25 protein-coding genes are annotated in these 21,236 nt (G+C 62.0%); 18 read left to right on the forward strand and 7 right to left on the reverse strand.

Going from position 1 to position 21,236, the window contains the following annotated elements; genetic code table 11:
* Positions 1 to 13: 13 nt before the first annotated feature.
* From RPMA_RS19470 to RPMA_RS19480, 3 genes are all read right to left on the reverse strand, one after another.
* Positions 14 to 991, reverse strand: a complete 978-nt coding sequence (locus RPMA_RS19470; protein WP_211909321.1) for an NADPH:quinone oxidoreductase family protein — start codon at positions 989 to 991, stop codon at positions 14 to 16.
* Positions 991 to 1,605, reverse strand: coding sequence for a 2-hydroxychromene-2-carboxylate isomerase (locus RPMA_RS19475; RefSeq protein ID WP_211909322.1), 615 nt, complete (start codon positions 1,603 to 1,605; stop codon positions 991 to 993). The genes RPMA_RS19470 and RPMA_RS19475 overlap by 1 nt, the downstream gene beginning before the upstream one ends.
* Before the next feature lie 155 nt (positions 1,606 to 1,760).
* A complete protein-coding gene (locus RPMA_RS19480) occupies positions 1,761 to 2,471 on the reverse strand; it encodes a glutathione S-transferase N-terminal domain-containing protein (RefSeq protein ID WP_211909323.1) in 711 nt (236 codons plus the stop codon).
* Between the two features lie 172 nt (positions 2,472 to 2,643).
* Here RPMA_RS19480 and RPMA_RS19485 point away from each other — a divergent pair, with 172 nt between their 5' ends.
* On the forward strand, positions 2,644 to 3,666 hold the full coding sequence (locus RPMA_RS19485; protein WP_211909324.1) for a methionine synthase: 1,023 nt from the start codon (positions 2,644 to 2,646) through the stop codon (positions 3,664 to 3,666).
* Positions 3,667 to 3,787: 121 nt separating this feature from the next.
* On the opposite strand, the gene RPMA_RS19490 is transcribed toward RPMA_RS19485, so the two are convergent.
* The 3 genes from RPMA_RS19490 to RPMA_RS19500 all read right to left on the reverse strand — a co-directional run bounded on the left by RPMA_RS19490 (position 3,788) and on the right by RPMA_RS19500 (position 5,857).
* Positions 3,788 to 4,423 (reverse strand): hypothetical protein, encoded by a 636-nt coding sequence (locus tag RPMA_RS19490; RefSeq protein WP_211909325.1) that lies wholly within the window; start codon positions 4,421 to 4,423, stop codon positions 3,788 to 3,790.
* 149 nt (positions 4,424 to 4,572) lie between these two features.
* A complete protein-coding gene (gene gpt, locus RPMA_RS19495; RefSeq protein WP_211909326.1) occupies positions 4,573 to 5,097 on the reverse strand; it encodes a xanthine phosphoribosyltransferase in 525 nt (174 codons plus the stop codon).
* Between the two features lie 22 nt (positions 5,098 to 5,119).
* Positions 5,120 to 5,857: a competence/damage-inducible protein A gene (locus tag RPMA_RS19500; protein WP_211909327.1), complete on the reverse strand. Its 738-nt coding sequence runs from the start codon at positions 5,855 to 5,857 to the stop codon at positions 5,120 to 5,122.
* Positions 5,858 to 6,079: 222 nt separating this feature from the next.
* Between RPMA_RS19500 and RPMA_RS19505 the strand changes: the two genes are divergently transcribed.
* The 16 genes from RPMA_RS19505 (at position 6,080) to RPMA_RS19575 (ending at position 19,865) form a co-directional block, all read left to right on the forward strand.
* The gene (locus RPMA_RS19505; RefSeq protein WP_211909328.1) at positions 6,080 to 7,498 is read left to right on the forward strand and encodes a circularly permuted type 2 ATP-grasp protein; all 1,419 of its coding nucleotides are present in this window, start codon (positions 6,080 to 6,082) and stop codon (positions 7,496 to 7,498) included.
* A gap of 129 nt (positions 7,499 to 7,627) precedes the next feature.
* Complete coding sequence (locus RPMA_RS19510; protein ID WP_211909329.1) at positions 7,628 to 8,572, forward strand: alpha-E domain-containing protein; 945 nt, start codon at positions 7,628 to 7,630, stop codon at positions 8,570 to 8,572.
* A 1-nt stretch (position 8,573) separates the two neighbouring features.
* Entirely contained in the window at positions 8,574 to 9,410 is an 837-nt protein-coding gene (locus RPMA_RS19515; protein WP_211909330.1) for a transglutaminase family protein, read from the forward strand.
* Positions 9,411 to 9,581: 171 nt separating this feature from the next.
* Complete coding sequence (locus RPMA_RS19520; protein ID WP_211909331.1) at positions 9,582 to 10,322, forward strand: peptidase; 741 nt, start codon at positions 9,582 to 9,584, stop codon at positions 10,320 to 10,322.
* A 76-nt stretch (positions 10,323 to 10,398) separates the two neighbouring features.
* Entirely contained in the window at positions 10,399 to 10,596 is a 198-nt protein-coding gene (locus RPMA_RS28435; RefSeq protein ID WP_328516527.1) for a hypothetical protein, read from the forward strand.
* Positions 10,590 to 10,913: a GNAT family N-acetyltransferase gene (locus RPMA_RS28440; RefSeq protein ID WP_328516528.1), complete on the forward strand. Its 324-nt coding sequence runs from the start codon at positions 10,590 to 10,592 to the stop codon at positions 10,911 to 10,913. Before RPMA_RS28435 ends, RPMA_RS28440 begins: the two co-directional genes overlap by 7 nt.
* Before the next feature lie 33 nt (positions 10,914 to 10,946).
* Positions 10,947 to 11,705 (forward strand): SDR family oxidoreductase, encoded by a 759-nt coding sequence (locus tag RPMA_RS19530; protein WP_211909332.1) that lies wholly within the window; start codon positions 10,947 to 10,949, stop codon positions 11,703 to 11,705.
* 61 nt (positions 11,706 to 11,766) lie between these two features.
* Positions 11,767 to 12,057, forward strand: a complete 291-nt coding sequence (locus RPMA_RS19535; protein WP_211909333.1) for a type II toxin-antitoxin system RelE/ParE family toxin — start codon at positions 11,767 to 11,769, stop codon at positions 12,055 to 12,057.
* Positions 12,058 to 12,065: 8 nt separating this feature from the next.
* The gene (locus tag RPMA_RS19540; protein WP_211909334.1) at positions 12,066 to 12,383 is read left to right on the forward strand and encodes an addiction module antidote protein; all 318 of its coding nucleotides are present in this window, start codon (positions 12,066 to 12,068) and stop codon (positions 12,381 to 12,383) included.
* A gap of 76 nt (positions 12,384 to 12,459) precedes the next feature.
* On the forward strand, positions 12,460 to 13,710 hold the full coding sequence (locus RPMA_RS19545) for a NupC/NupG family nucleoside CNT transporter (RefSeq protein ID WP_211909335.1): 1,251 nt from the start codon (positions 12,460 to 12,462) through the stop codon (positions 13,708 to 13,710).
* Positions 13,711 to 13,894: 184 nt separating this feature from the next.
* The gene (locus RPMA_RS19550) at positions 13,895 to 15,049 is read left to right on the forward strand and encodes an ABC transporter ATP-binding protein (protein WP_211909336.1); all 1,155 of its coding nucleotides are present in this window, start codon (positions 13,895 to 13,897) and stop codon (positions 15,047 to 15,049) included.
* 43 nt (positions 15,050 to 15,092) lie between these two features.
* A complete protein-coding gene (locus tag RPMA_RS19555) occupies positions 15,093 to 15,983 on the forward strand; it encodes a carbohydrate ABC transporter permease (protein WP_211913739.1) in 891 nt (296 codons plus the stop codon).
* On the forward strand, positions 15,980 to 16,813 hold the full coding sequence (locus RPMA_RS19560) for a carbohydrate ABC transporter permease (RefSeq protein ID WP_211909337.1): 834 nt from the start codon (positions 15,980 to 15,982) through the stop codon (positions 16,811 to 16,813). The genes RPMA_RS19555 and RPMA_RS19560 overlap by 4 nt, the downstream gene beginning before the upstream one ends.
* Before the next feature lie 208 nt (positions 16,814 to 17,021).
* On the forward strand, positions 17,022 to 18,131 hold the full coding sequence (locus RPMA_RS19565; RefSeq protein ID WP_408056558.1) for an ABC transporter substrate-binding protein: 1,110 nt from the start codon (positions 17,022 to 17,024) through the stop codon (positions 18,129 to 18,131).
* Between the two features lie 61 nt (positions 18,132 to 18,192).
* Positions 18,193 to 19,014: a phosphodiesterase gene (locus RPMA_RS19570; RefSeq protein ID WP_211909338.1), complete on the forward strand. Its 822-nt coding sequence runs from the start codon at positions 18,193 to 18,195 to the stop codon at positions 19,012 to 19,014.
* On the forward strand, positions 19,011 to 19,865 hold the full coding sequence (locus RPMA_RS19575; protein WP_211909339.1) for a phosphodiesterase: 855 nt from the start codon (positions 19,011 to 19,013) through the stop codon (positions 19,863 to 19,865). Before RPMA_RS19570 ends, RPMA_RS19575 begins: the two co-directional genes overlap by 4 nt.
* Here RPMA_RS19575 and RPMA_RS19580 read toward each other — a convergent pair.
* Entirely contained in the window at positions 19,840 to 20,415 is a 576-nt protein-coding gene (locus tag RPMA_RS19580; protein ID WP_408056452.1) for a cupin domain-containing protein, read from the reverse strand. The genes RPMA_RS19575 and RPMA_RS19580 overlap by 26 nt on opposite strands.
* Before the next feature lie 470 nt (positions 20,416 to 20,885).
* Here RPMA_RS19580 and RPMA_RS19585 point away from each other — a divergent pair, with 470 nt between their 5' ends.
* Positions 20,886 to 21,206: a co-chaperone GroES gene (locus RPMA_RS19585; protein ID WP_211909340.1), complete on the forward strand. Its 321-nt coding sequence runs from the start codon at positions 20,886 to 20,888 to the stop codon at positions 21,204 to 21,206.
* Positions 21,207 to 21,236: the final 30 nt, after the last annotated feature.

A 21,236-nucleotide genomic window follows, 5' to 3' on the forward strand; every position in this document is an offset into this window, starting at 1 on the left:
GACCAAAGTTTGGTCACTCCATCAGCAGTGCCACACGGCCAATTGCCTTTCGATCGGTCAACAAGCGCATCGCTTGAGCAACATCGGCAAGCGGTAACCGATCGGAAATGTTTGGACGGATCTTTCCAGCTTCGGCCCATGCGAGCAGAGTCTTGATGCGCTCTTCGCCGATCTTCGGATCGCGCCGCGCGGCTTCGCCGGCACGGACGCCGAGCACGCTGGCGCCCTTGATGAGGACGAGGTTCGTCTTCGCCACGCCAATGCCGCCGGTGAAGCCTATCACCAGCAGGCGGGCTCCCCAATTGATGCAGCGGAGGCTCTGCTCGAAAATATCACCGCCGACAGGATCGAACACGACATCGGCGCCCCGCCCGTCGGTGATGCGCTTGACAGCATCCTTGAACGGTCCGGCGCTATAGAGGATGCCGTGATCGGCACCGCGGGCTTTGGCGACATCGAGCTTCTGCTGCGAGGATGCTGCAGCGATGACCGTGGCGCCGAGGAGCTTGCCGATCTCGACTGCGGCGAGACCAACGCCACCGCCTGCACCATGCACCAGAAGCACTTCGCTTGCGCGCAACTGCCCGCGATCCACCAGCGCATGATGCGCGGTGCCGTGCGCGGCGAGGAAGGTGGCGCCTTCCGCATAGTCGAAGGTCGAGGGCAGCGGCGTGAGTTGCGACGGCGTCACCACGACTTCCTCCGCATAGCCGCCGAAGCGCAGCTTGACGATGACGCGATCGCCGACCTTGAATCCGGTCACATCACCTGCGACCTCACTGATATCGCCAGCGGCTTCCATGCCAGGCGTGAAGGGCAGTTCGGGCTTGAGCTGATACTCGCCGGCGGCCATCAGGATATCCGGAAAGTTGATCCCAGCGGCGCGGATGCGGACGCGGACCTGGCCGGGCTTCAGCACCTGCGAGGCAAACTCTTCAAGGCGCAACGTTTCGGGCGAACCAAGTTCACGGCAGACAATCGCTTTCGGCATCAGGCAGCACTCCGGCGCTGCAGCGCTTCGCGGATCAGCGGCATCCGATCATTGCCGAAATACATGTCGGTCTTGTCGAGATAGATGGTGGGCGAGCCGAAGCCGCCGCGCGCCATGACTTCGTCCGTGTTGCGTTTCAATTCATCCTTGATGGCCTGCTCACTGATCCCAGCGAAGAACGGCGCGGGATCGAGACCGGTGCGCTTGCAGACTTCCGTCAGGACGTCGTCCTTCGAGATGTCCTGATCCTCGCCCCAGTAGATCTCGAACACATGGCGCGCGAAAGGCACCATGTTTTCCGGCTGTTCATGCAACAGCCAGATGCAGCCGCGCATGGCCTTGACGCTGTTCACGGGAAACACGGTGGGCGGCATCTTGATGGCAAGGCCGGAGTGGCGTGCCCAGTCGCCGAGGTCCTTCTTCATGTAGCGCGCCTTGGCGGGCACCGGTGTTTCACGCGACGCATAGACCGACGGATTGATGGTGTTGAAAATGCCGCCTACCAGGATCGGGCGCCAGGAGATCTCGACATTGACCTCCTTCGCCAGCGGCTGGATGTTGTGGAAGGCGAGATAAGTCCAGGGGCTCGAGCAGTCGAAGAAGAATTCGATCATGGGGTGTTTCCTCGCTTTGTTTTCTTTGTCAACTCGCTCCCCATGTCATCACCCGCGAAAGCGGGTGATCCAGTACACTCCGAAGCAGCGGTGTTTACTGGATCGCCCGGTCCTAGCGCGCAATTGCGCGCACGGCCGGGCGATGACAAGGAAGTTTATTGCTGCTGCTGCGCCTGCGCGTGCGATGGCTGATCGACGCCGAACATGATCTTCCGCGCCTGTTCATCCATCGGCTTGCGCTCGGCCTTCCCCACCGCCAGACCCGCCTGCACCTGCGGCCGGGCACGGAGCAGTGCGTACCAGCGCTTCACATGCGGGAAATCATCCAGCGTAAGGCCCTGCGCCTTGTGGGTCATGATCCACGGAAAACAGGCCATGTCGGCGATGGAATAGTCGCCAGCGATATAGTCGCGGCCATCAGCGAGATGCGCATTGAGCACGCCATAGAGGCGCTTCGCCTCGCGGGTGTAGCGATCGATGGCATAGGGAATCTTTTCGGGGGCGTAGAGCAGGAAGTGCCCGTTCTGGCCGAGCATCGGGCCGAGGCCGCCCATCTGCCACATCACCCATTGCACCACATTGAACCGACCGCGCTGGTCGGATGGCATGAAGCGGCCGGACTTTTCGGCGAGATAGATCAGGATCGCACCACTCTCGAACATGGTGATGGGATCGCCACCATCGGCCGGCGCGTGATCGACAATGGCCGGCATGCGCCCATTAGGAGAAAGCTTAAGGAAATCCGGCTGGTGCTGGTCGCCGCGGCCGAGTTGCATCGGCACCACCGTGTAAGGCAGGCCGCATTCCTCCAGCATGATGGTGATCTTCCAGCCGTTCGGCGTCGGCGCGTAATGCAGGTCGATCATCGGGGTTTTTCCCTCTTGTTTCTCCGTCGTCATTGCGAGCGTAGCGAAGCAATCCAAAGGCAACAAGACTGGATTGCTTCGTCGCTCCGCTCCTCGCAATGACGGAGCATGTACAGCGGCCGTGGAACATGGCAGACAGGCGGCCAGAACGAACAATTCCGGGGAGCGAACAATGCTGTTTCCAACCACCATCGCCGGCTCATTGCCGAAGCCCGAATGGCTCGCCGAGCCCAATAAATTGTGGCCGACCTGGCGTGCCCAGGGCGAGGAGCTGCAACGCGCCAAGCGGGATGCCACGCTGCTGGCGGTCAAGGTGCAGGAAGATGCGGGCATCGACATCGTCACCGATGGTGAACTGGCGCGGCAGCACTTCGTTCACGGCTTCCTCGAAAAGGTCGAGGGCATCGACTTCAAGAACAAGGTCGAAATGGGCATCCGCAACGATCGCTACAAGGCGATGGTGCCGCAGGTGGTTGCGCCGCTGCAGCTCCGGGGCCGCGTGCATGATTTCGAAGCGCAGGTGGTGCGCGCGCATACCAGGAACAAGTTCAAGTTCACTTTGCCCGGCCCGATGACCATCATCGACACGCTCTCGAACAGCCATTATGGCGATCGCGTCGAGATGGCATTTGCCTTCGCCGAACTCCTCAATCAGGAAGCTCTCGCGCTGCAGGCCGATGGCGTCGACATGATCCAGTTCGACGAGCCCGCCTTCAATGTGTTCATGAAGGACGCCGCCGACTGGGGCGTCAAGGCGCTGGAGCGCGCAGCGCGCGGCCTCACTTGCGCCACCGCCGTTCACATCTGCTACGGCTACGGCATCAAGGCCAATACGGACTGGAAGGAAACGCTGGGCGGCGAATGGCGGCAGTACGAAGAGATCTTCCCGGCCATCGACGCGTCGCCGATCCAGCAGGTCGCCATCGAATGCCGCAATTCGCGCGTGCCGCTGGAATTGCTCGGCCTCTTGAAGAACAAGGTCGTACAGGCCGGCGTGATCGACGTCGCCAGCGATGAGGTGGAGACTCCGGAAGATGTGGTCGCCACCATCGAGGCGGTGATGAAGCACGTGCCGAAGGAGCGCATCGTCGCCACGACCAATTGCGGCATGGCGCCGATGCAGCGGAATATTTCGGAAGCAAAACTGCGGGCGCTGGGTGCGGGGGCGAAGCTGGCGCGGGAGAAGTTGGGGTAGCCTCCGTCCACTCCAAAGCCGTCATCCTGAGGTGCTCGCCGACTTCGGCGAGCCTCGAAGGACGACGGCGGGCACGCCGGTGCTTGCGGCCCATCCTTCGAGGCTCGCAAGTGCTCGCACCTCAAGATGACGGGGGAGTTTTTTTGGATGCCGTAGAATGCAGCACCGGCCTGTATCCAGCACGGAAGGCACGTAGCGTTGATGGCGGTGTCAGCAGTTGGGCATCGTGGAGACTATCATTGATCTCCGCATACCCCGCGAATGACCACCGCCACACACGCCCCTGCGCAATCAGATAGCTGTCACTATCAGCTTCCACCATCGCGCCATCCGGCAGCGCATCGACCGGCCCTTCAAGCGAATGCATCCGCTTCCCGCGCCTCTCCAGTCGCTCCGCATGCAGCACACGGTCGATCTCCGTCGCCTTCACGCCAGAGACACCATTGCCCTGCTCCCATGCCGCGCGAAACCGGTTGGCATCGTCTCTCCGGCAATAGAAACACGGGCGATGGCCAGCGGCGAAGGATGTCGCCTCGTCGAGGAAAAACAGTTCGGTCCAGCTCTGCCGCGCCATCACATCGCGGCGGCGGCCGCGGAATTCGCAGACGCAGGTGATCCAGGCCGGATTCGACCAACGGCGGTTCAGCAGTGTTTTGGTGGCGGGATCATGAATGATGCCGCGGTTGCCGGTGAACAGGCCGCGGTCGGGAACGGCGACGATATCGCCAAAGGGGGTGACACGGTTTTGGAGGGGCATGTCGCGCGTCTCCCTTGCTCTGTCTGTCATCGCCCGGCTCGACCGGGCGATCCAGTAAACACCGGCCTGTCGATCAAGCCGCGCCGCCTGTGTTTACTGGATCACCCGCTTTCGCGGGTGATGACAGTCAGTGCGTATGACAGTCGGCGCTACGCCGCCCCATCCCGCATCGGCGGCTGGAACGACAGACCGAGATCCCACGGGAAGAAGATCCACGTGTCCTGCGACACTTCGGTGATGAACGTATCCACCAGCGGGCGGCCCATCGGCTTCGCATAGACGGTGGCGAAATGTGCGTCGGGCAGCATGTCGCGCACCATGCGGGCGGTCTTGCCGGTATCGACGAGATCATCGACGATCAACAGGCCCTTGCCGGTGCCGTTGCCGAGCTTTGTCGTGGCATCGGAGACGCCCTTCAGTACCTGCAATTCGCCGCGCTTGTTGTGGTCGTAGCTTGCGATGCAGACCGTATCGATCACGCGGACACCGAGTTCGCGCGCCACGATCGCCGCCGGCACGAGGCCGCCGCGGGTGATCGCCACGATCGCATTGAAGGGGCCAGCGCTGTTGAGCCGCCAGGTCAATGCGCGGCAGTCGCGGTGAAATTGATCCCACGACACCGGAAATGCCTTGCCGGCGCGCTCCTGCGCGCTCAGTTCCGGATGTTCAGCCATATCTCACTCCTAGAAAAAACGTCTATTGCTTCGCGGCTGCAAGCGCCGCAAGCATCTCTTTCACCGCGTCCATGGCGGCATCGAGCTTGGCCTGGTCGCGCGAACGCACCACGAGATTGGTGTTCGGCTTGCCGGCGTCATCCATGAACGGATAGCTGCCAATGATCGTATCGGGATGCGCCGCGGCGATCTCGCGCAAGGGGCCGCCGACATCGCCCTCGCGGGCATTGGCCTTCACGGTGTCCGACAGCATGCGCACGCCCGATTTCAGCTTCGGCGCCACGATGTCCATCATCGCCTGCATGATGCTCGGCACGCCGGCCATGACGATCACATTCTCGATCTTGAAACCCGGCGCGAGGATGGTCGCGCTCTGGATCAGGTCGGCGCCATCGGGAATGCGCGCCATGCGGAGGCGGGCCTCGTTGAGGTCGGCGCCAAAGCGCTCCTGGAAACGCGCCACCACTTCCGGGTGATGATCGATGTTGACGCCAAACGCCTTGGCGACGGAATCCGCGGTAATGTCGTCATGGGTCGGCCCGATGCCGCCCGTGGTAAAAACGTAATCGTAGCGTTTGCGCAGGGCGTCGAGGGCCGCCACGATATCGGCCTCGTCATCGGAGACCACGCGGACCTCCTTGAGGTCGATGCCGATATTGGTGAGGTATTCGGCGATATAGCCGATGTTCTTGTCCTTGGTCCGGCCGGACAGGATTTCGTCGCCGATCACCAGAATGGACGCCGTCACGATCTCGGTCATGTGTCACTTCCTCGCCTAACCCAGAACCATGCGCAGGCATTGCCCTCGATGTCACCCGGTTATGCCGCCTAAACGTGCAGCGTCCAGCCGTTTTTTAGGGCAGCGCCTCCGCATCCCCACCCAATTGCTCGTCTTTGACGCATATCGCGCTGGCCCGACCCTTGCTACCGTCTCGTCTGGTCGTGCAATCTAGAACACGGGCTCGAGCACAGTTAGGGGTATATGGCAGTCGCGTTCGACGAAATGAATGGGCTCGATGGCGCTCTCCGCCCGGCCTATGAGGAACTCTCTCGCTGGCTTGCCGAGACGCCGCCGGACGCACTCGAACATCGCCGCGCCGAGGCCGAGTTGCTGTTTCGCCGGATCGGCATCACCTTCGCCGTCTATGGCGAGGCGGAATCCACCGAACGGTTGATCCCCTTCGACGTCATCCCCCGCATCATTTCCGGCAAGGAGTGGTCGCGGCTGGAAGCCGGCCTGAAACAGCGCACCCGCGCCATCAACATGTTTCTGAAGGACCTCTATCACGGCCGCGACATTTTGCGCGCCGGGGTGGTGCCGGATGATCTGGTGTTTCAGAACCCGGCATTCCGGCCGGAGATGAATGGCCAGGACGTGCCGCACGACGTCTATGTCCATATCGCGGGGATCGACATCGTCCGTACCGATCCCGACGAGTTCTATGTGCTGGAGGACAATGCCCGCACGCCTTCCGGCGTCTCCTACATGCTGGAGAACCGCGAGATCATGATGCGGCTGTTTCCCGACCTGTTCGCGCGCCACCGCGTGGCGCCCGTGGAGAAATATCCGGACGAGCTGTTGTCGTGTCTCCGTTCGGTAGCGCCGCGCTCGGCCTCCACCGAGCCGACCGTCGCGCTGCTCACGCCCGGCGTCTACAACTCCGCCTTCTACGAGCACTCGTTCCTGGCCGACAAGCTCGGCGTCGAACTGGTCGAGGGCCGCGACCTCATCGTCAAGAATGACGAGGTGTTCATGCGCACCACCGAAGGGCTGAAGCGCGTGGACGTGCTGTATCGTCGGCTCGACGACGACTACATCGACCCCCTCACCTTCCGGCCGGATTCCGCGCTCGGCGTGCCCGGCCTGATGTCCGCTTACATGGCCGGCAATATCACGCTGGCCAACGCCGTCGGCACCGGGATCGCCGACGACAAGGCGATGTACAGCTACATGCCGGACATCGTGAAATTCTATCTCGGCGAAGAGCCGATCCTGAAGAATGTGCCGACCTGGCGCTGCCGTGAGGCCGGCGACCTCGCTTACGTCCTCGACAATCTCGGCGACCTCGTCGTCAAGGAAGTGCATGGCTCCGGCGGCTACGGCATGCTGATCGGCCCGGCGGCGACGAAGGCGACCATCGAGGCCTTCCGCGACAAGCTGAAGCGCGAGCCGGAAGGCTTCATCGCCCAACCGACGCTGGCGCTCTCGACCTGCCCGACCTGCACGGCGTCGGGGCTTGCACCGCGCCATGTGGATCTCAGGCCGTTCGTGCTCACGGGCAGCAAGAACATCAATGTCGTCCCGGGCGGCCTCACGCGCGTGGCGCTGCAGGAGGGATCGCTGGTGGTGAATTCGAGCCAGGGCGGCGGGACCAAGGATACGTGGATTCTGGATGAGTAACTCCGTCATTGCGAGGAGCCGAAGGCGACGAAGCAATCCAGGGGCCGCGCAAAGGAAGAACTGGATTGCTTCGTCGCTCCGCTCCTCACAATGACGATTGAGAGTATTTGAGAAAGACCATTATCGCCCATGCTGTCGCGCACCGCTGAAAACCTGTACTGGCTGGCCCGCTATATCGAACGCGCAGAATATCTCGCGCGTACCATCGAGGCGACGCTGCGTGTCACCGCGCTGCCAAGCGCCTATGTCGGGCAGACCAATGAATGGGACTCGGCACTGCAGACCGCAGGGATGAATTTCGGCTTCCACGCCAAGCAAGAGATCGCCGATGAAGAGAGCGTCGTCGAATACATCGCGTTTGCGCCCGACAATCCATCATCGATCCGCAACTGCATCGAGGCCGCGCGCCTGAATGCACGCTCGGTGCGTACCGCCCTCACCGGCGAGATGTGGGACACCATTAACGGCGCCTGGCTGGAATTGCAGTCGGTCTGGAGCAACGGCACCAAATCGCGCGAGCAACTCGCGCGTTTCCTGCGCTTCGTGCAGGAGACCTCGCTGCGCTTCGACGGCTCGGCCTACCGCACCATGCTGCGCAACGATGCCTACTGGTTCTCGCGGCTCGGCCTGCATCTGGAGCGCGCCGACAACACCGCGCGCATTCTCGATGTGAAGTATCATCTGCTGCTGCCGCAGGACGAGCATGTCGGCGGGCCCCTCGATTACTATCAATGGACCTCGATCCTGCGCTCCGTCTCGGCGCTCACGGCCTATCACTGGGTCTATCGCGAGACGCTGAAACCGTGGCTGATTGCGGATCTGTTAATCCTCAACGACACGCTGCCGCGCTCGCTGGCGAGTTGCTATGGTAATCTCGTCCGCAATCTCGACCAGATCGGTGTCGCCTATGGCCGCCAGGGGGCCGCCCAGCGCCATGCCCGCGGTATCCGCAACCGACTTGAACACAGCCATATCGACGATATCTTCCAGCGCGGCCTGCATGAATTCATCCAGGAATTCATTGCCGACAACAATCGGCTGGGCGAAATCATCGGCAAGCAGTATCTGATCTGACATGCGCCTCCGTATCGCCCATTCCACCACCTATCGCTATGAGCCGCCGGCCTCCGGTGTCATCCAGATTCTGCGCATGACGCCCGGAAGCCATGACAGCCAATATGTCGCCGACTGGCAGATCGACGTCTCCACCGACTCGCGCCTCGACAGGCACGAGGATGCATTCGGCAACGTCACCCATGTGCTGACCCATGGGCCGCTGTCGGATCTCACCGTCACCGTGGAGGGACTGATCGAGACCCAGGACACTGGCGGGGTTCTGCGTGGCACCGACGAGCGCTTTCCGCCGAGCCTGTTCCTGCGCCCGACCGAGCTCACCGACATGACGCCCGCAATGGAGGCTTTCGTCCGCGAGCTGGCACCGACCGCGGACAGCGATGCGCTCGGCTATCTGCATGCGCTGATGCTCGGCATCAACACGCATATGACCTTCGACACCGACCCGACCAGCAGCGGCACCACCGCCAGTGAGGCCTTCTCGTTGAAGCGCGGCGTGTGCCAGGACTACGCGCATATTTTCATCGCCTGCGCGCGGATGGGCGGCATCCCGGCCCGTTTCGTCTCCGGCCATTTCTGGCGCGCCGACGGCGCGAATCAGCAGGAGGCTGGTCACGCCTGGGCCGAGGCGCATGTGCCCGGTCTCGGCTGGGTCGGCTTCGACCCGGCCAATGCCATCTGCACCACCGACGCCCATGCCCGCATCGCGATCGGCCTCGATTATCTCGGTGCTGCGCCGGTCCGCGGCACCCGCTATGGTGGCGGAATGGAGACACTGACCGTCGCGGTGCGGGTGGACAAGGTTTCGGATCGCGGGCAGTCGCAGTTCCAGAGCTAGGCTCCGCATCGTAGGGTGGGCAAAGCGTAGCGTGCCCACCTCCAAGTGCACGGCTGGGGATGGTGGGCACGCTACGCTTTGCCTACCCTACAGATGCCCATTTTTCAGCCGCGACCGGTTGCCCGGCCGGCCATCGGCGCGTAAGACGCTTGCAGGTTCAAGGGGCTTGCGATGACCTATTGCTGCGGAATTCTGGTGAAAGACGGCCTGGTGATGATCGCGGACACGCGCACCAATGCCGGCCTCGACAATGTCTCCACCTTTCGCAAGCTACACATCTTCAACCAGCCCGGCGATCGCATCATGGCGATCGCCTCCGCCGGCAATCTGGCCATCAGCCAGTCGGTGCTCTCGACCCTGAGCGAGGGGCTGGAGAATCCCGATACGGGCGAGATCGAGACGCTGCTGAATGCGCCGACCATGTTCCAGGCCGCCAAGCGGATCGGCCGGGCAATCCGCCATGTCTCCTCCACCGAAGGCAAGGCGCTGCAGGCCGAGGATATCAACTTCGACGTCTCGTTTCTGTTCGGCGGCCAGATCGCCGGCGCCAAGATGCGGCTGTTCATGATCTACCCGGCCGGCAATTTCATCGAATGCACGGTGGACACGCCTTACTTGCAGATCGGCGAGCATAAATACGGCAAGCCGGTGCTGGATCGCGCGATGCATTACGATGTCGAATTGTATGAAGCGCTGAAGACCGGCTTGATCTCGATGGATTCGACCATGCGCTCGAATATCGGCGTCGGCCTGCCCATCGATGTGCTGGTGGTGCGCACCGATGTCTGCGACGCCGATCTCAATCATCGCATCGAGGCCGGCGAACCCTATTTCCACGACCTGCGCTCGCGCTGGTCGGCGGCGCTGCGCGCGGCGCATCAGAACATTCCGCGCCCGCCGTATAAAAGTTGAGATCGTAGGACGTTTAGAGCGCAGGCGCGCAGCGCCGGCGCGAAACCCATCACCACACATTCCGGAGCTTGTTGTGATGGGTTTCGCTGCGCTCTACCCATCCTACATATGGCGCCCAATGACGGCCGCCGATCTCCCCATCGTCAAGTCACTCGCCGACATCATCCATCCCGCCTTCCCCGAAAGCGAGGCCGTGTTCGCTAATCGCCTCGCGCTGCATCCAGATGGCTGCGCGGTGCTGGACGGCGATGACGGGCTCAGGGGTATGTGCTGAGCCATCCCTGGATCGACCGTTCACCGCCGCCGCTTGATGCCGTGCTGGCGCCGGTCGCTGTGCCCACGACCTATTACATCCACGATCTTGCGCTGCTGCCCGAGACCCGTGGCAGCCGCGCCGGCACGGCGATTGTCAGCCTCCTCAAAGCCCGTGCACGCGAACACAACCTCCCCAATATGACCCTTGTTGCCGTCAACAATTCGGTCCACTTTTGGCAGCGGCAGGGCTTCAGCGTCACCGATGATCCCGCGCTGGACGCCAAGCTTAAAAGCTACGGCGATCAGGCGCGCTTCATGACGCGAGACCTCACCTAGAACACTGCAATTCAAAAACCAGGGAAGAAACCAATGACCGCCAAGATCGCCATCGTCACCGGAGCCGGCACCGGCGTCGGCCGCGCCGCCGCGCTCGCGCTGATGAATACGGGCTTCACCGTCGTGCTCGCCGGCCGCCGGCTGGAGATGCTGCAGGAGACGCAGAAGCTCGGCGCTGCGAGCGGCGGCAAGAGCCTGCCCGTGACTGCCGACATGCAGGACCCCGCCTCGATCGCGGCGCTGTTCGCCAAGACCGTGCAGGAATTCGGCCGCCTCGACGTGCTGTTCAACAATGCCGGCATGGGCGCGCCTGCGATCCCGTTCGAGGATCTCGGCCTCGAGCAATGGAAGGCCGTGGTGGACACCAATCTCACCGCGCCGTTCCTGTGCACCCAGCACGCCTTCCGCATCATGAAGGACCAGACCCCGCGCGGCGGCCGCATCATCAATAACGGCTCGATCTCGGCGCATGCGCCGCGCCCGTTCTCGGCCGCCTATACCTCCACCAAGCACGCCATCACCGGCCTGACAAAAGCCAGCAATCTCGACGGCCGCGCCTATGACATCGCTGTCGGCCAGGTCGATATCGGCAATGCCGCGACCCCGATGACCGACCGCATGGTCAACGGCCCCGGCGTGCTGCAGCCCGACGGCACCTCGAAGCAGGAGCCGCGCATGGATGCGAAGGCGGTTGGTGATGCCGTGGCTTACATGGCCGGCCTGCCGCTGGACGCGAATGTGCTGACGATGACCGTGATGGCGACGAAGATGCCGTTCGTGGGGCGCGGCTGAGGACACCAAAACACCGCTGCCCGCCGACACAAATCGACTTGTATCCTAAGGGATACTGGATATGATCGAGATTAAATCGAGTGTTGAATTCGACCAATGGATCGACACGCTTCGCGATCGACGGGCAGCGGCCAAGGTATTCGACCGCATCGAGCGACTACAGGACGGTAATCCGGGGGATGTTAAGCCCGTGGGTGACGGCGTCCTCGAAATGAGGATCAACTATGGTCCGGGCTATCGTGTCTACTATACACATCGAGGCGCAGTGATCGTCCTCCTTTTGTGCGGCGGAGATAAATCGACACAGGCCAAGGATATTCGGCGCGCGATCCAAATCGCTGGAAGATGGTGAGAAGCGTCATGACACATTTCAAGAAATTCGACGTTGCGGAACACCTCAATGATGCAGACACGATCGCGGCGTATCTGACCGAAGCCTTCGAGAGCGATGATGCTGCGATCATCGCACGATCAATCGGGACAGTAGCTCGCTCGAAGGGAATGGCAGCGGTCGCAGATCGCGCCGGCGTCTCGCGCGAAAGCCTCTACAAGTCTCTGAATGGGCAATCCAAGCCCGAGTTCGAGACGATCCGAAAGGTGCTTGCTGCTCTGGGCGTAAGGCTCGTTGCCGAAGCGGTTACAGAGACAGACGCAGTTGTCGATCCAGAAGCCGCCTGATCACGCTTGAGGCGCCGCCACCGACATTGCATGACCTCTCCCGCCGCGGCATCATTGCAGCGGTTTCGGGGGATTCATGCTTCAGCTTCAGTCGGCATTCGGCGTCATCGCATTGCTTGGCCTTGCCTGGCTGTGCGGTGAAAATCGCAGCAAGGTGTCGCTGCGCAAGGCAGCGATCGGACTAACCGTCACCATCGCAACGGCTGTTGTTCTCCTGAAGCTGCCGATCGTGGCGCACGCCTTCGGGGCGATCAATGACGCGGTCTCGACCATTGCGGCAGCATCCCGCGCCGGCACATCCTTCGTGTTCGGCTATCTCGGCGGCGGCGCGCTGCCGTTTGATCTGAAAGCGCCCGGCGCCGATTTCGTCCTGGCCCTGCAGGCCCTACCCGTGGTGCTGGTCATCAGCGTGCTGACGACGCTGCTGTTCTATTGGCGTATCCTGCCGCCCATCGTGCGCGGCATGGCGTGGCTGTTGGAGCGCACGCTCGGCATCGGCGGCGCAGTCGGCCTCTCCACGGCTGCGAACATCTTCCTTGGCATGGTGGAAGCGCCGCTCTTCATCCGTCCCTATATCGCGCAATTGACACGCAGCGAGCTGTTTCTGGTGATGACCGGCGGCATGGCGGGGATTGCCGGCACGGTGCTGGTGCTCTACGCGACCTTCATGGCGCCGCTGCTGCCGGATGCCTCGGCGCATTTCGTCATTGCCTCGGTTCTATCGGCACCGGCCGCGATCCTGGTCAGCCTGATCATGGTGCCGGAGACCGAAGACCGCCGCACCGACGGCCTGCTGGCCAAACCGGACTCACCCGCGAACAGCACGATGGACGCCATTGTCAGAGGCACGACGGCGGGCATCGAACTGCTCGTCAATATCGTGGCGCTTCTGCTGGTCTTCGTTGCACTGATGTATCTGATGAATGCGATCCTGATGTTGTTTCCGACCATGGGTGGCACGCCGCTGACGGGGCAACGCATCGTCGGCTATCTCATGGCGCCAATCTGCTGGCTGATGGGCCTGCCATGGGATCAGGCGCTCACCGCGGGATCGCTGATGGGCGTCAAGACGATCCTCAACGAGCTGATCGCCTATGTGCAGCTCAGCAAGCTTGCACCGGACGCACTTGATCCGCGCTCGCGCCTCATCATGCTCTATGCACTGTGCGGCTTCGCCAATTTCGCCAGCCTCGGCATCATGATCGGCGGCCTCGGCACCATGGCGCCCGAACGGCGTAATGAAATCAATGCGCTCGGATTGAAGTCGATCCTGTCAGGCACACTGACGACGTGCCTCATGGGCGCCATCGTCGGCGTACTCAACTGACGCGCGATTGTGCGTCCTAAAATCCGTCCAATTCCGAGTTGTTCGTTTCGTGCGACAACTTTTCTTTGCAAATATCGCCGTTTTCCGCGGGATTTTGCAGCTTCCATCAAACTGTAATCGCACTGTCAAATATCTCGCCTATCGGTGCCGCCATCGACGCACGCAATGTTGATGGAGCTGCACGATGGCGAAGATCGAACTCAGCGGTATCCGCAAGACGTTCGAAGGCAATGAGATCCTCAAGGGGATCGACCTTGCTATCGACGATGGCGAGTTCATCGCGCTTATCGGGCCCTCCGGTTGCGGCAAATCCACACTACTGCGGATTATTGCCGGTCTCGAAACACAAGACTCCGGCAATGTGCGTATCGACGGAGCTACCGTCGATGGTGTCAGGCCGAGCGCACGTAACCTCGCGATGGTGTTTCAATCCTACGCGCTGTATCCGCATCTGTCGGTGTTCGACAATATCGCCGTGCCGCTGCGCATGCGTCGGCTGTCGGCGCTGCAGCGTTTCCCCCTGCTCGGCCAACTATTTCCCGATCGCCATCGCATCGAACGCAGTATTCGCGACGATGTGGAGCGTGTCGCTGCGCAACTCGAAATCACCCCGCTCCTGAAGCGCAAGCCAGGACAGCTGTCCGGCGGCCAGCGCCAGCGCGTCGCGGTCGGTCGCTCCATCGTGCGCGATCCCGTCGGCTTCCTGTTCGATGAACCGCTCTCCAATCTCGATGCCAAACTGCGCGTGCATATGCGCGCCGAGATCGCGCAGCTGCATCGGCAGATGCAGAGCACCTTCATCTATGTGACGCATGACCAGGCCGAGGCCATGACCATGTCGAACCGCATCGCGGTCATGATCGCCGGCCATATCGTCCAGATCGGCGCACCCGCCGATGTCTATGAGAATCCGCGCGACCTGCGCGTCGCCGAATTTGTCGGTAGTCCGAAGATCAACGTCCTGCCCGGCTCGGTCGGCAGCGACGGTGCACTCGACGCACTCGGCCAACGGCTCGGCCTGACCACATCGGCATCCGCAGGCCGCTGCAGCATCGGCGTTCGTCCCGAGCGTATCCGGCTGGGTGACGGCAGCTTTGCCGGCACGGTCGTGCATCTTGAAAACCTCGGTGCAGAGGCTTTCGTCCATATCAAGCACGATGCGATCGATTTGCCCGTGGTCGCGCGCATCGATCACGATCGCCCGCTGCCCGTGATCGGCAGCAAGATTGCCTTTTCGTTCGCGCCCGACGCCGTGCGGGCCTTCGATGCGCAGGGCCGTCGCATCGACACACGGCAGCAGGCACAGCGGGAAAAGACGCTGGAGGCGGCCTTTGGTTGACCTCACCGCATCGTCCTCAACCATCCCCGACACCCGCGTCGCGATGGCACCAAAAGCGCGTCGCGTGAGTCGCACCGGCGCGGCTTTGGTGATGTCCACACCAGCCATCATACTGATGCTGCTGATGCTGATCGGCCCACTCTGTGCCGTCATCGCGCTGTCCTTCACCGATTATCAGCTCGGCGCCCCTTCGCTCGCCTGGATCGGCCTGGCCAACTACCAGGAGATGCTCGACGATCGCGTGTTCTGGATCGGGCTCACCAACACCATCGTCTACGTCGCCATCGTGGTGCCTCTTGCTGTGGGCCTCGGCCTCGGCGTCGCGCTGCTGATCGAGAGCGGCAGCAGCCTGCGCAGCTGGTATCGCACCATCTATTTCCTGCCGGTCATGGCCACGCTGATCGCCATGTCCATCGTCTGGGAGTTCATGCTGCATCCGCAGTTCGGTCTCATCAATGCGCTGCTCGCGAGTATCGGCCTCGAGGGCTATAGCTGGCTTCAGGATCGTCGCACCGCGCTCTACGCGCTCTGCGCCATCGGCATCTGGCAGGCCCTCGGCTTCAACATGGTGCTGTTCCTCGCCGGCCTGATGTCGATCCCGCGCCACCTCTACGACGCCGCCGAGATCGACGGCGCACGTAGCGGCTGGGATAAGTTCCGCCTCGTCACCTGGCCGATGCTCGGGCCAACCACTTTGTTCGTCGTGGTCATCACCAGCATCCGCGGCTTCCAGGTGTTCGACACCGTGCATGTGCTCACCAAAGGCGGCCCATCGAAATCCACGGAAGTGCTGATCCATCGCATGTATGTGGAAGGGTTCGAGTTCTTCCGCTCCGGCTATGGCGCGGCGCTCACGGTCGTGTTCCTCGCTTTCGTGCTGCTGCTCACCCTCATCAAGGCAAAACTCGCCGGTCGCCGGGTGCATTACACATGACAAAATCCCGCTCGCTCGCTTGGCCCGTCATCCGCCACACGCTGCTGCTGCTCGGCGCCGTGGTGATGCTGCTGCCCTTCATCTGGATGATCTCGACAGCGTCGAAGCCGCAGACCGAGATCTTCACCACCGATGTCCATCTGATCCCGCAAACCTTCGCGCTGTGGGACAACCTGCAGACGGCCTTCGGCAAGGCCGATCTCGCCCGCTTCCTGATCAATGGCGTGATCGTCACCGTCGCCATCTTCTTGCTGCAGGTGCTGGTCGCGCTGCCCGCCGCCTATGCGCTGGCCAAGCTGCGCTTCGTCGGTCGCGACGTGCTATTCGCGCTAGTGCTGTTCTGCATCCTGATCCCGCCGCAGGCCACCGCAATTCCGGTGTTCCTCCTGCTGCATCATCTCGGCATCCTCGACACCTATGCCGCGCTGGTGGTGCCGTTCACCATCTCCGCCTTCGGCATCTTCCTGATGCGCCAGTTCTTCAAGACCGTGCCCGACGATCTCATCGATGCCGCGCGCATGGATGGCATCAGCGAATTCGGCATCGTCTGGCGCGTGATGCTGCCGACCGCCATTCCCGCCCTCACCGCCTTCGGTATCTTTTCGGTCGTCGCGCACTGGAACGACTATTTCTGGCCGCTGATCGTGCTCACCAGCGAGCACCTGCGCACGCCGCCGCTCGGCGTCGCTGCTTTCCGGAACGAGGAAGCAGGCACCAACTACGGCCCGCTGATGGCCGCTGCCATCGTCATCATCGCGCCGCTCGTCGTCGCGTTCCTGCTCGCCCAGCGCCGCTTCATCGAAGGCATCACGCTGACGGGCATCAAGTAGTTCCTTACTGTCCAACCCCAACAGGAGACTTCCCATGCTGATGAGATCGACCCTCGCGGCTCTCGCCCTGCTGACCGGCGTTGCCGGTGCGCAAGCGCAGACCCAGACCGAAGTCGTGTTGCAATACCCCTTCCCCGAGCTCTTCGCTGACACGCACAAGAAGATCGCCGAGGAATTCGCCAAGGTGCGCCCGGACATCAAGGTGACCATGCGCGCGCCTTACGAATCCTATGAAGACGCGACCCAGCGCGTGCTGCGCGAAGCCGTCACCAATCAGGTGCCCGACGTCACCTTCCAGGGCCTGAACCGCATCCGCGTGCTGGTGGACAAGAACATCCCGGCGCCGCTCGATGGCTACATCGCTGCCGAAAAGGATTTCGACAAGCAGGGATTCCATCAGGCGATGTATGACATCGGCAACACGAATGGCAAAGTCTATGCGCTGCCCTTCGCGATCTCGCTGCCGGTCGTCTATGTGAACACCGATCTCGCCAAGAAGGCGGGCGCCGACATCGACAATCTGCCCACCACCTGGGACGGGCTGTTCGACCTCGCCAAGAAGATTCGCGCTACGACTCCGGGCGCCAATGGCATGACCTATGCCTGGGACATCACCGGCAACTGGCTGTGGCAGGCGCCGGTGTTTGCCCGTGGCGGCACCATGCTGAATGCGGATGAAACCAAGGTCGCCTTCAACGGTCCGGAAGGCCAGGCCGCGATCCGCACCATCGCCCGCGTCGTCACCGATGGCGGCATGCCGAATTTCGACCAGCCCGCCAGCCGCGCCGCTTTCGCCGCCGGCAAGACCGGCATTCACATCACCTCGACGTCTGATCTCAACAAGATCACCCAGATGATCGGCGACAAGTTTGTGCTGAAGACCCACACCTTCCCCGAGGTGATCGCGCCAAATGGTCGCCTGCCCGCCGGCGGCAATGTGGTGATGATCACGGCGAAGGACAAAGCCAAGCGCGATGCGTCCTGGGAAGTCGTCAAGTTCTGGACCGGTCCGAAGGGCGCGGCGATCATGGCCGAGACCACCGGATACATGCCGCCGAACAAGGTCGCCAACGACACCTATCTCAAGGATTTCTACGTTAAGAACCCGAACAACTACACCGCCGTGAAACAGCTGCCGCTGCTTACCAAGTGGTACGCTTTCCCCGGCGACAACGGCCTGAAGATCACCGACGTGCTGAAGGATCACCTCAACAGCATCATCTCCGGTGCCCGCACCAAGGAGCCGGATGCCGTCCTCGCCGACATGACCGCCGACGTGCAGAAGCTGCTGCCGAAGTCGGTCGGCGCTGCGAAGTAACACGCACGACATCGGCTGCGGAGCCACGCGCTCCGCAGCCCTTTCTTCCATGAGGGCGGCCATGAAACTGATCCATTTGAGCGACATCCATCTCACGACCCCTGGCAACACCATCGGCGGCCGCGATCCCCGCGCCAATTTCGAGCGTGCGCTGACACATATTCTGCGCGATCACGCCGACGCCGAACTGATGGTGATCACCGGTGACCTCTCCGATTGGGCCGACCGTTCTGACTACGAATGGCTGAAGGCCCGCCTGCAGGAGTTTCCGCTGCCCGTACGCCTATGCATCGGCAATCACGACGACCGCGCGACCTTTCTCAGCGTGTTCCCGGAATGCAATGAAGGCGGCTTCGCGCAAGGCGTGAAGGACATCGCCGCCGGCCGTTGCCTGTTCCTCGATACATGGGGGCCGGAAAGCCATGCGGGCTTCTATTGCGAGGCGCGCCAGCAATGGCTGGAACAGCAGCTTTCCGAAAGCGACGGCCCGTTCTTCCTGTTCATGCATCACAATCCGATCCCGACGCATCTCGCCCCGATGGATGCCATCGGCCTGCACGATGATGTCGCGTTCCGCCGCATCGTCGGCCGCCATCGCGACAAGATCCGTCACATCTTCTTCGGCCACTGTCATATCCCGATGGCCGGCTCCACCGCCGGCGTGCCGACCACCTCGCTGCGCGGCACCAACCATGCGAGCTATGTGAATTTCGCCGAAACCAAAATGCTGCTCGGCTCGGACCTGCCGGAATCCTACGGCGTCGCCTTTATCGGCGAGGACTACGTGACCGTGCACATGATCGAATTCGGCTACCAGGGCGAAATCCGCTCCGGCGGCTCGCCCGACTACACCGCATGGGACCGGGAGACCATGCAGCGATGAAGTTCGTCATCCTCACCGACACGCATTTCGTCCCGGCCGGCCGCAAGCTCTACGGGCTCGATCCCGCCGCGCGCCTGTCGATCGCGGTGGATAAGATCAACGCAACGCATCGCGACATCGCTTTCGTCATCGTCACCGGCGACCTCGCCCATTGGGGCGAGCAAGGTGCTTATGAAAGCCTCGCGGCGCAACTCGGTCGGCTGAATGCTCCAGTGATCACCATGCTCGGCAATCACGACAAGCGCGACGCCTTCCGCACGGTCTTCCCGAACGCCGATCGCGACGACAACGGCTTCGTGCAAAGCGTCCGCGTGACGGACGCCGCCACCATCATCACGCTGGACACGCTGAACGAGGACACGCCGGACCATGCCGGTCTGCTCTGCGACGCGCGCTTGAAATTCCTGGACGACGCCCTCGCCTCAGCGCCGAGCGATCGACCGTTGCTGCTGTTCCAGCACCATCCGCCCTTCGACAGCGGCCTGCGCTACATGGACACGATCAAGCTCGCCAATGGCGAAGCCGAGTGGGAGGTGATCGCCCGCACGCGAAAGCCGGACTATCTGTTCATGGGGCATCTGCATCGCCCGATCGCCGGGAGCTGGCGCGGCATTCCGTTCCACATCCAGCGCGCACTGACGCATCAGGTCGCGTTCGACTTCGAGGCAGAAGGTCACATTCCCGGCTCGCATGAAGCACCGGACTATGCGTTCGTCACCGTGGACGACGGCAATATCGTGATCCACCAGTGCTCGTTCCTGTATGACGGACCGCGCTTTTCGCTGCACGATGCGGAAGCGCAGGCGGCGCAGTCGGTGGAAGAACTCAGGCCTTCACTTCCACCGTCTTGAACTGCGCCGGCAGGATCACCTCGAGCAATTCGCAATTGTCGGAATAATCGCGGATCAGATGTTTGATGCGCGGCGGCTGGGTCCAGCACGAGCCCTGCCGCATGGTCTGTTCGCCGACGCCGTCCATATAGGTCTTCACCCAGCCGTTCAGCACATAGACGAGCTGAAACTCGGCGTCGTGATAGTGCAGCTTGGAGACTTCGTTCGGATCGCATGGCGCAATCAGCCGGATCACATGCGCTTGCGCCACGCCACCGCTCGCTTCGGCCACGCCGAGATCGCGGTATTTCGCGTAAGCGCGCAGGCCAGCTGCAAAGTCCTCTTCGCGATAATGGCTGATCGCTGGCCGCTGCTTGAGTCGCTTGGCCGACACAGGAGCGGCGACCGCTTTCTTGGCTAGGGCTTTCTTGGCTATGGCTTTCCCTGGCTTGGCGGAAGGTGCCTTCTTGGCAACCTTGGCTGCGACAGACTTACGTGAAGCAGCTTTGGCCGCGGCCTTTGCGACAGATTTCTTGGCAATAGTTTTCGACGTTCGCTTCTGCTTCGCCATGATGCACTTCCCATGCGCCTATCGAACAGCGATCGACGCGGCGCGCAAACTAACTGTAGTTCCTGGGTGCAGCAATTCGTCAAAACTGTTGAGGGATGAATGCCTGCAACCGGAAGACGCGAAATCACAATAATTATCCAACAATTCATAGCGCGATTTCGTCGGTGAAAGGTCAGTGTGAAGATACCGGCCACACGTCAATCGATGCGACATGGCGCGCTTTGTATAGACAAGACTATTAGCCTATCGCGCAATGAGCGGGTTACCGCGATCGTTCAACGCTGCCGCCGCGCACCGGTCTCCCCTTAACCAATCTGGCACCCGTCACATTTGAGTGCCAAATTATTTGGTAGACACCCTTGCCCGTCGGGAACGATCGGCCTATCTCCGCACCAGTCATGCTGGCACTTCCTGCCCATGACTGCTAATTTTGCAATTTTCTAGCGATTACAGAAACTTAGGAGGACTGCATGAAATTCCGTCCGCTTCACGACCGCGTCGTGGTCAAGCGTATCGACGCCGAAGAGAAGTCTGCTGGCGGCATCATCATCCCGGACAGCGCCAAAGAGAAGCCCTCCCAGGGCGAGATCGTCTCCGTCGGCCCCGGCGGCCGTGACGAAGCCGGCAAGCTGGTCCCGCTCGACGTCAAGGTCGGCGAGCGCGTGCTGTTCGGCAAGTGGTCTGGCACCGAAGTGAAGATCGACGGTCAGGACCTCCTGATCATGAAGGAAAGCGACATCATGGGCGTCCTCGAAGGCGCTGCCGCTCCTGCTGCCAAGAAGAAGGCCTAAGGGCCTCTCCTTCCTTTCCCTTCCCTCCTG

It is taken from the genome of Tardiphaga alba, from assembly GCF_018279705.1.
GTDB classification, from domain to species: Bacteria; Pseudomonadota; Alphaproteobacteria; order Rhizobiales; family Xanthobacteraceae; genus Tardiphaga; species Tardiphaga alba.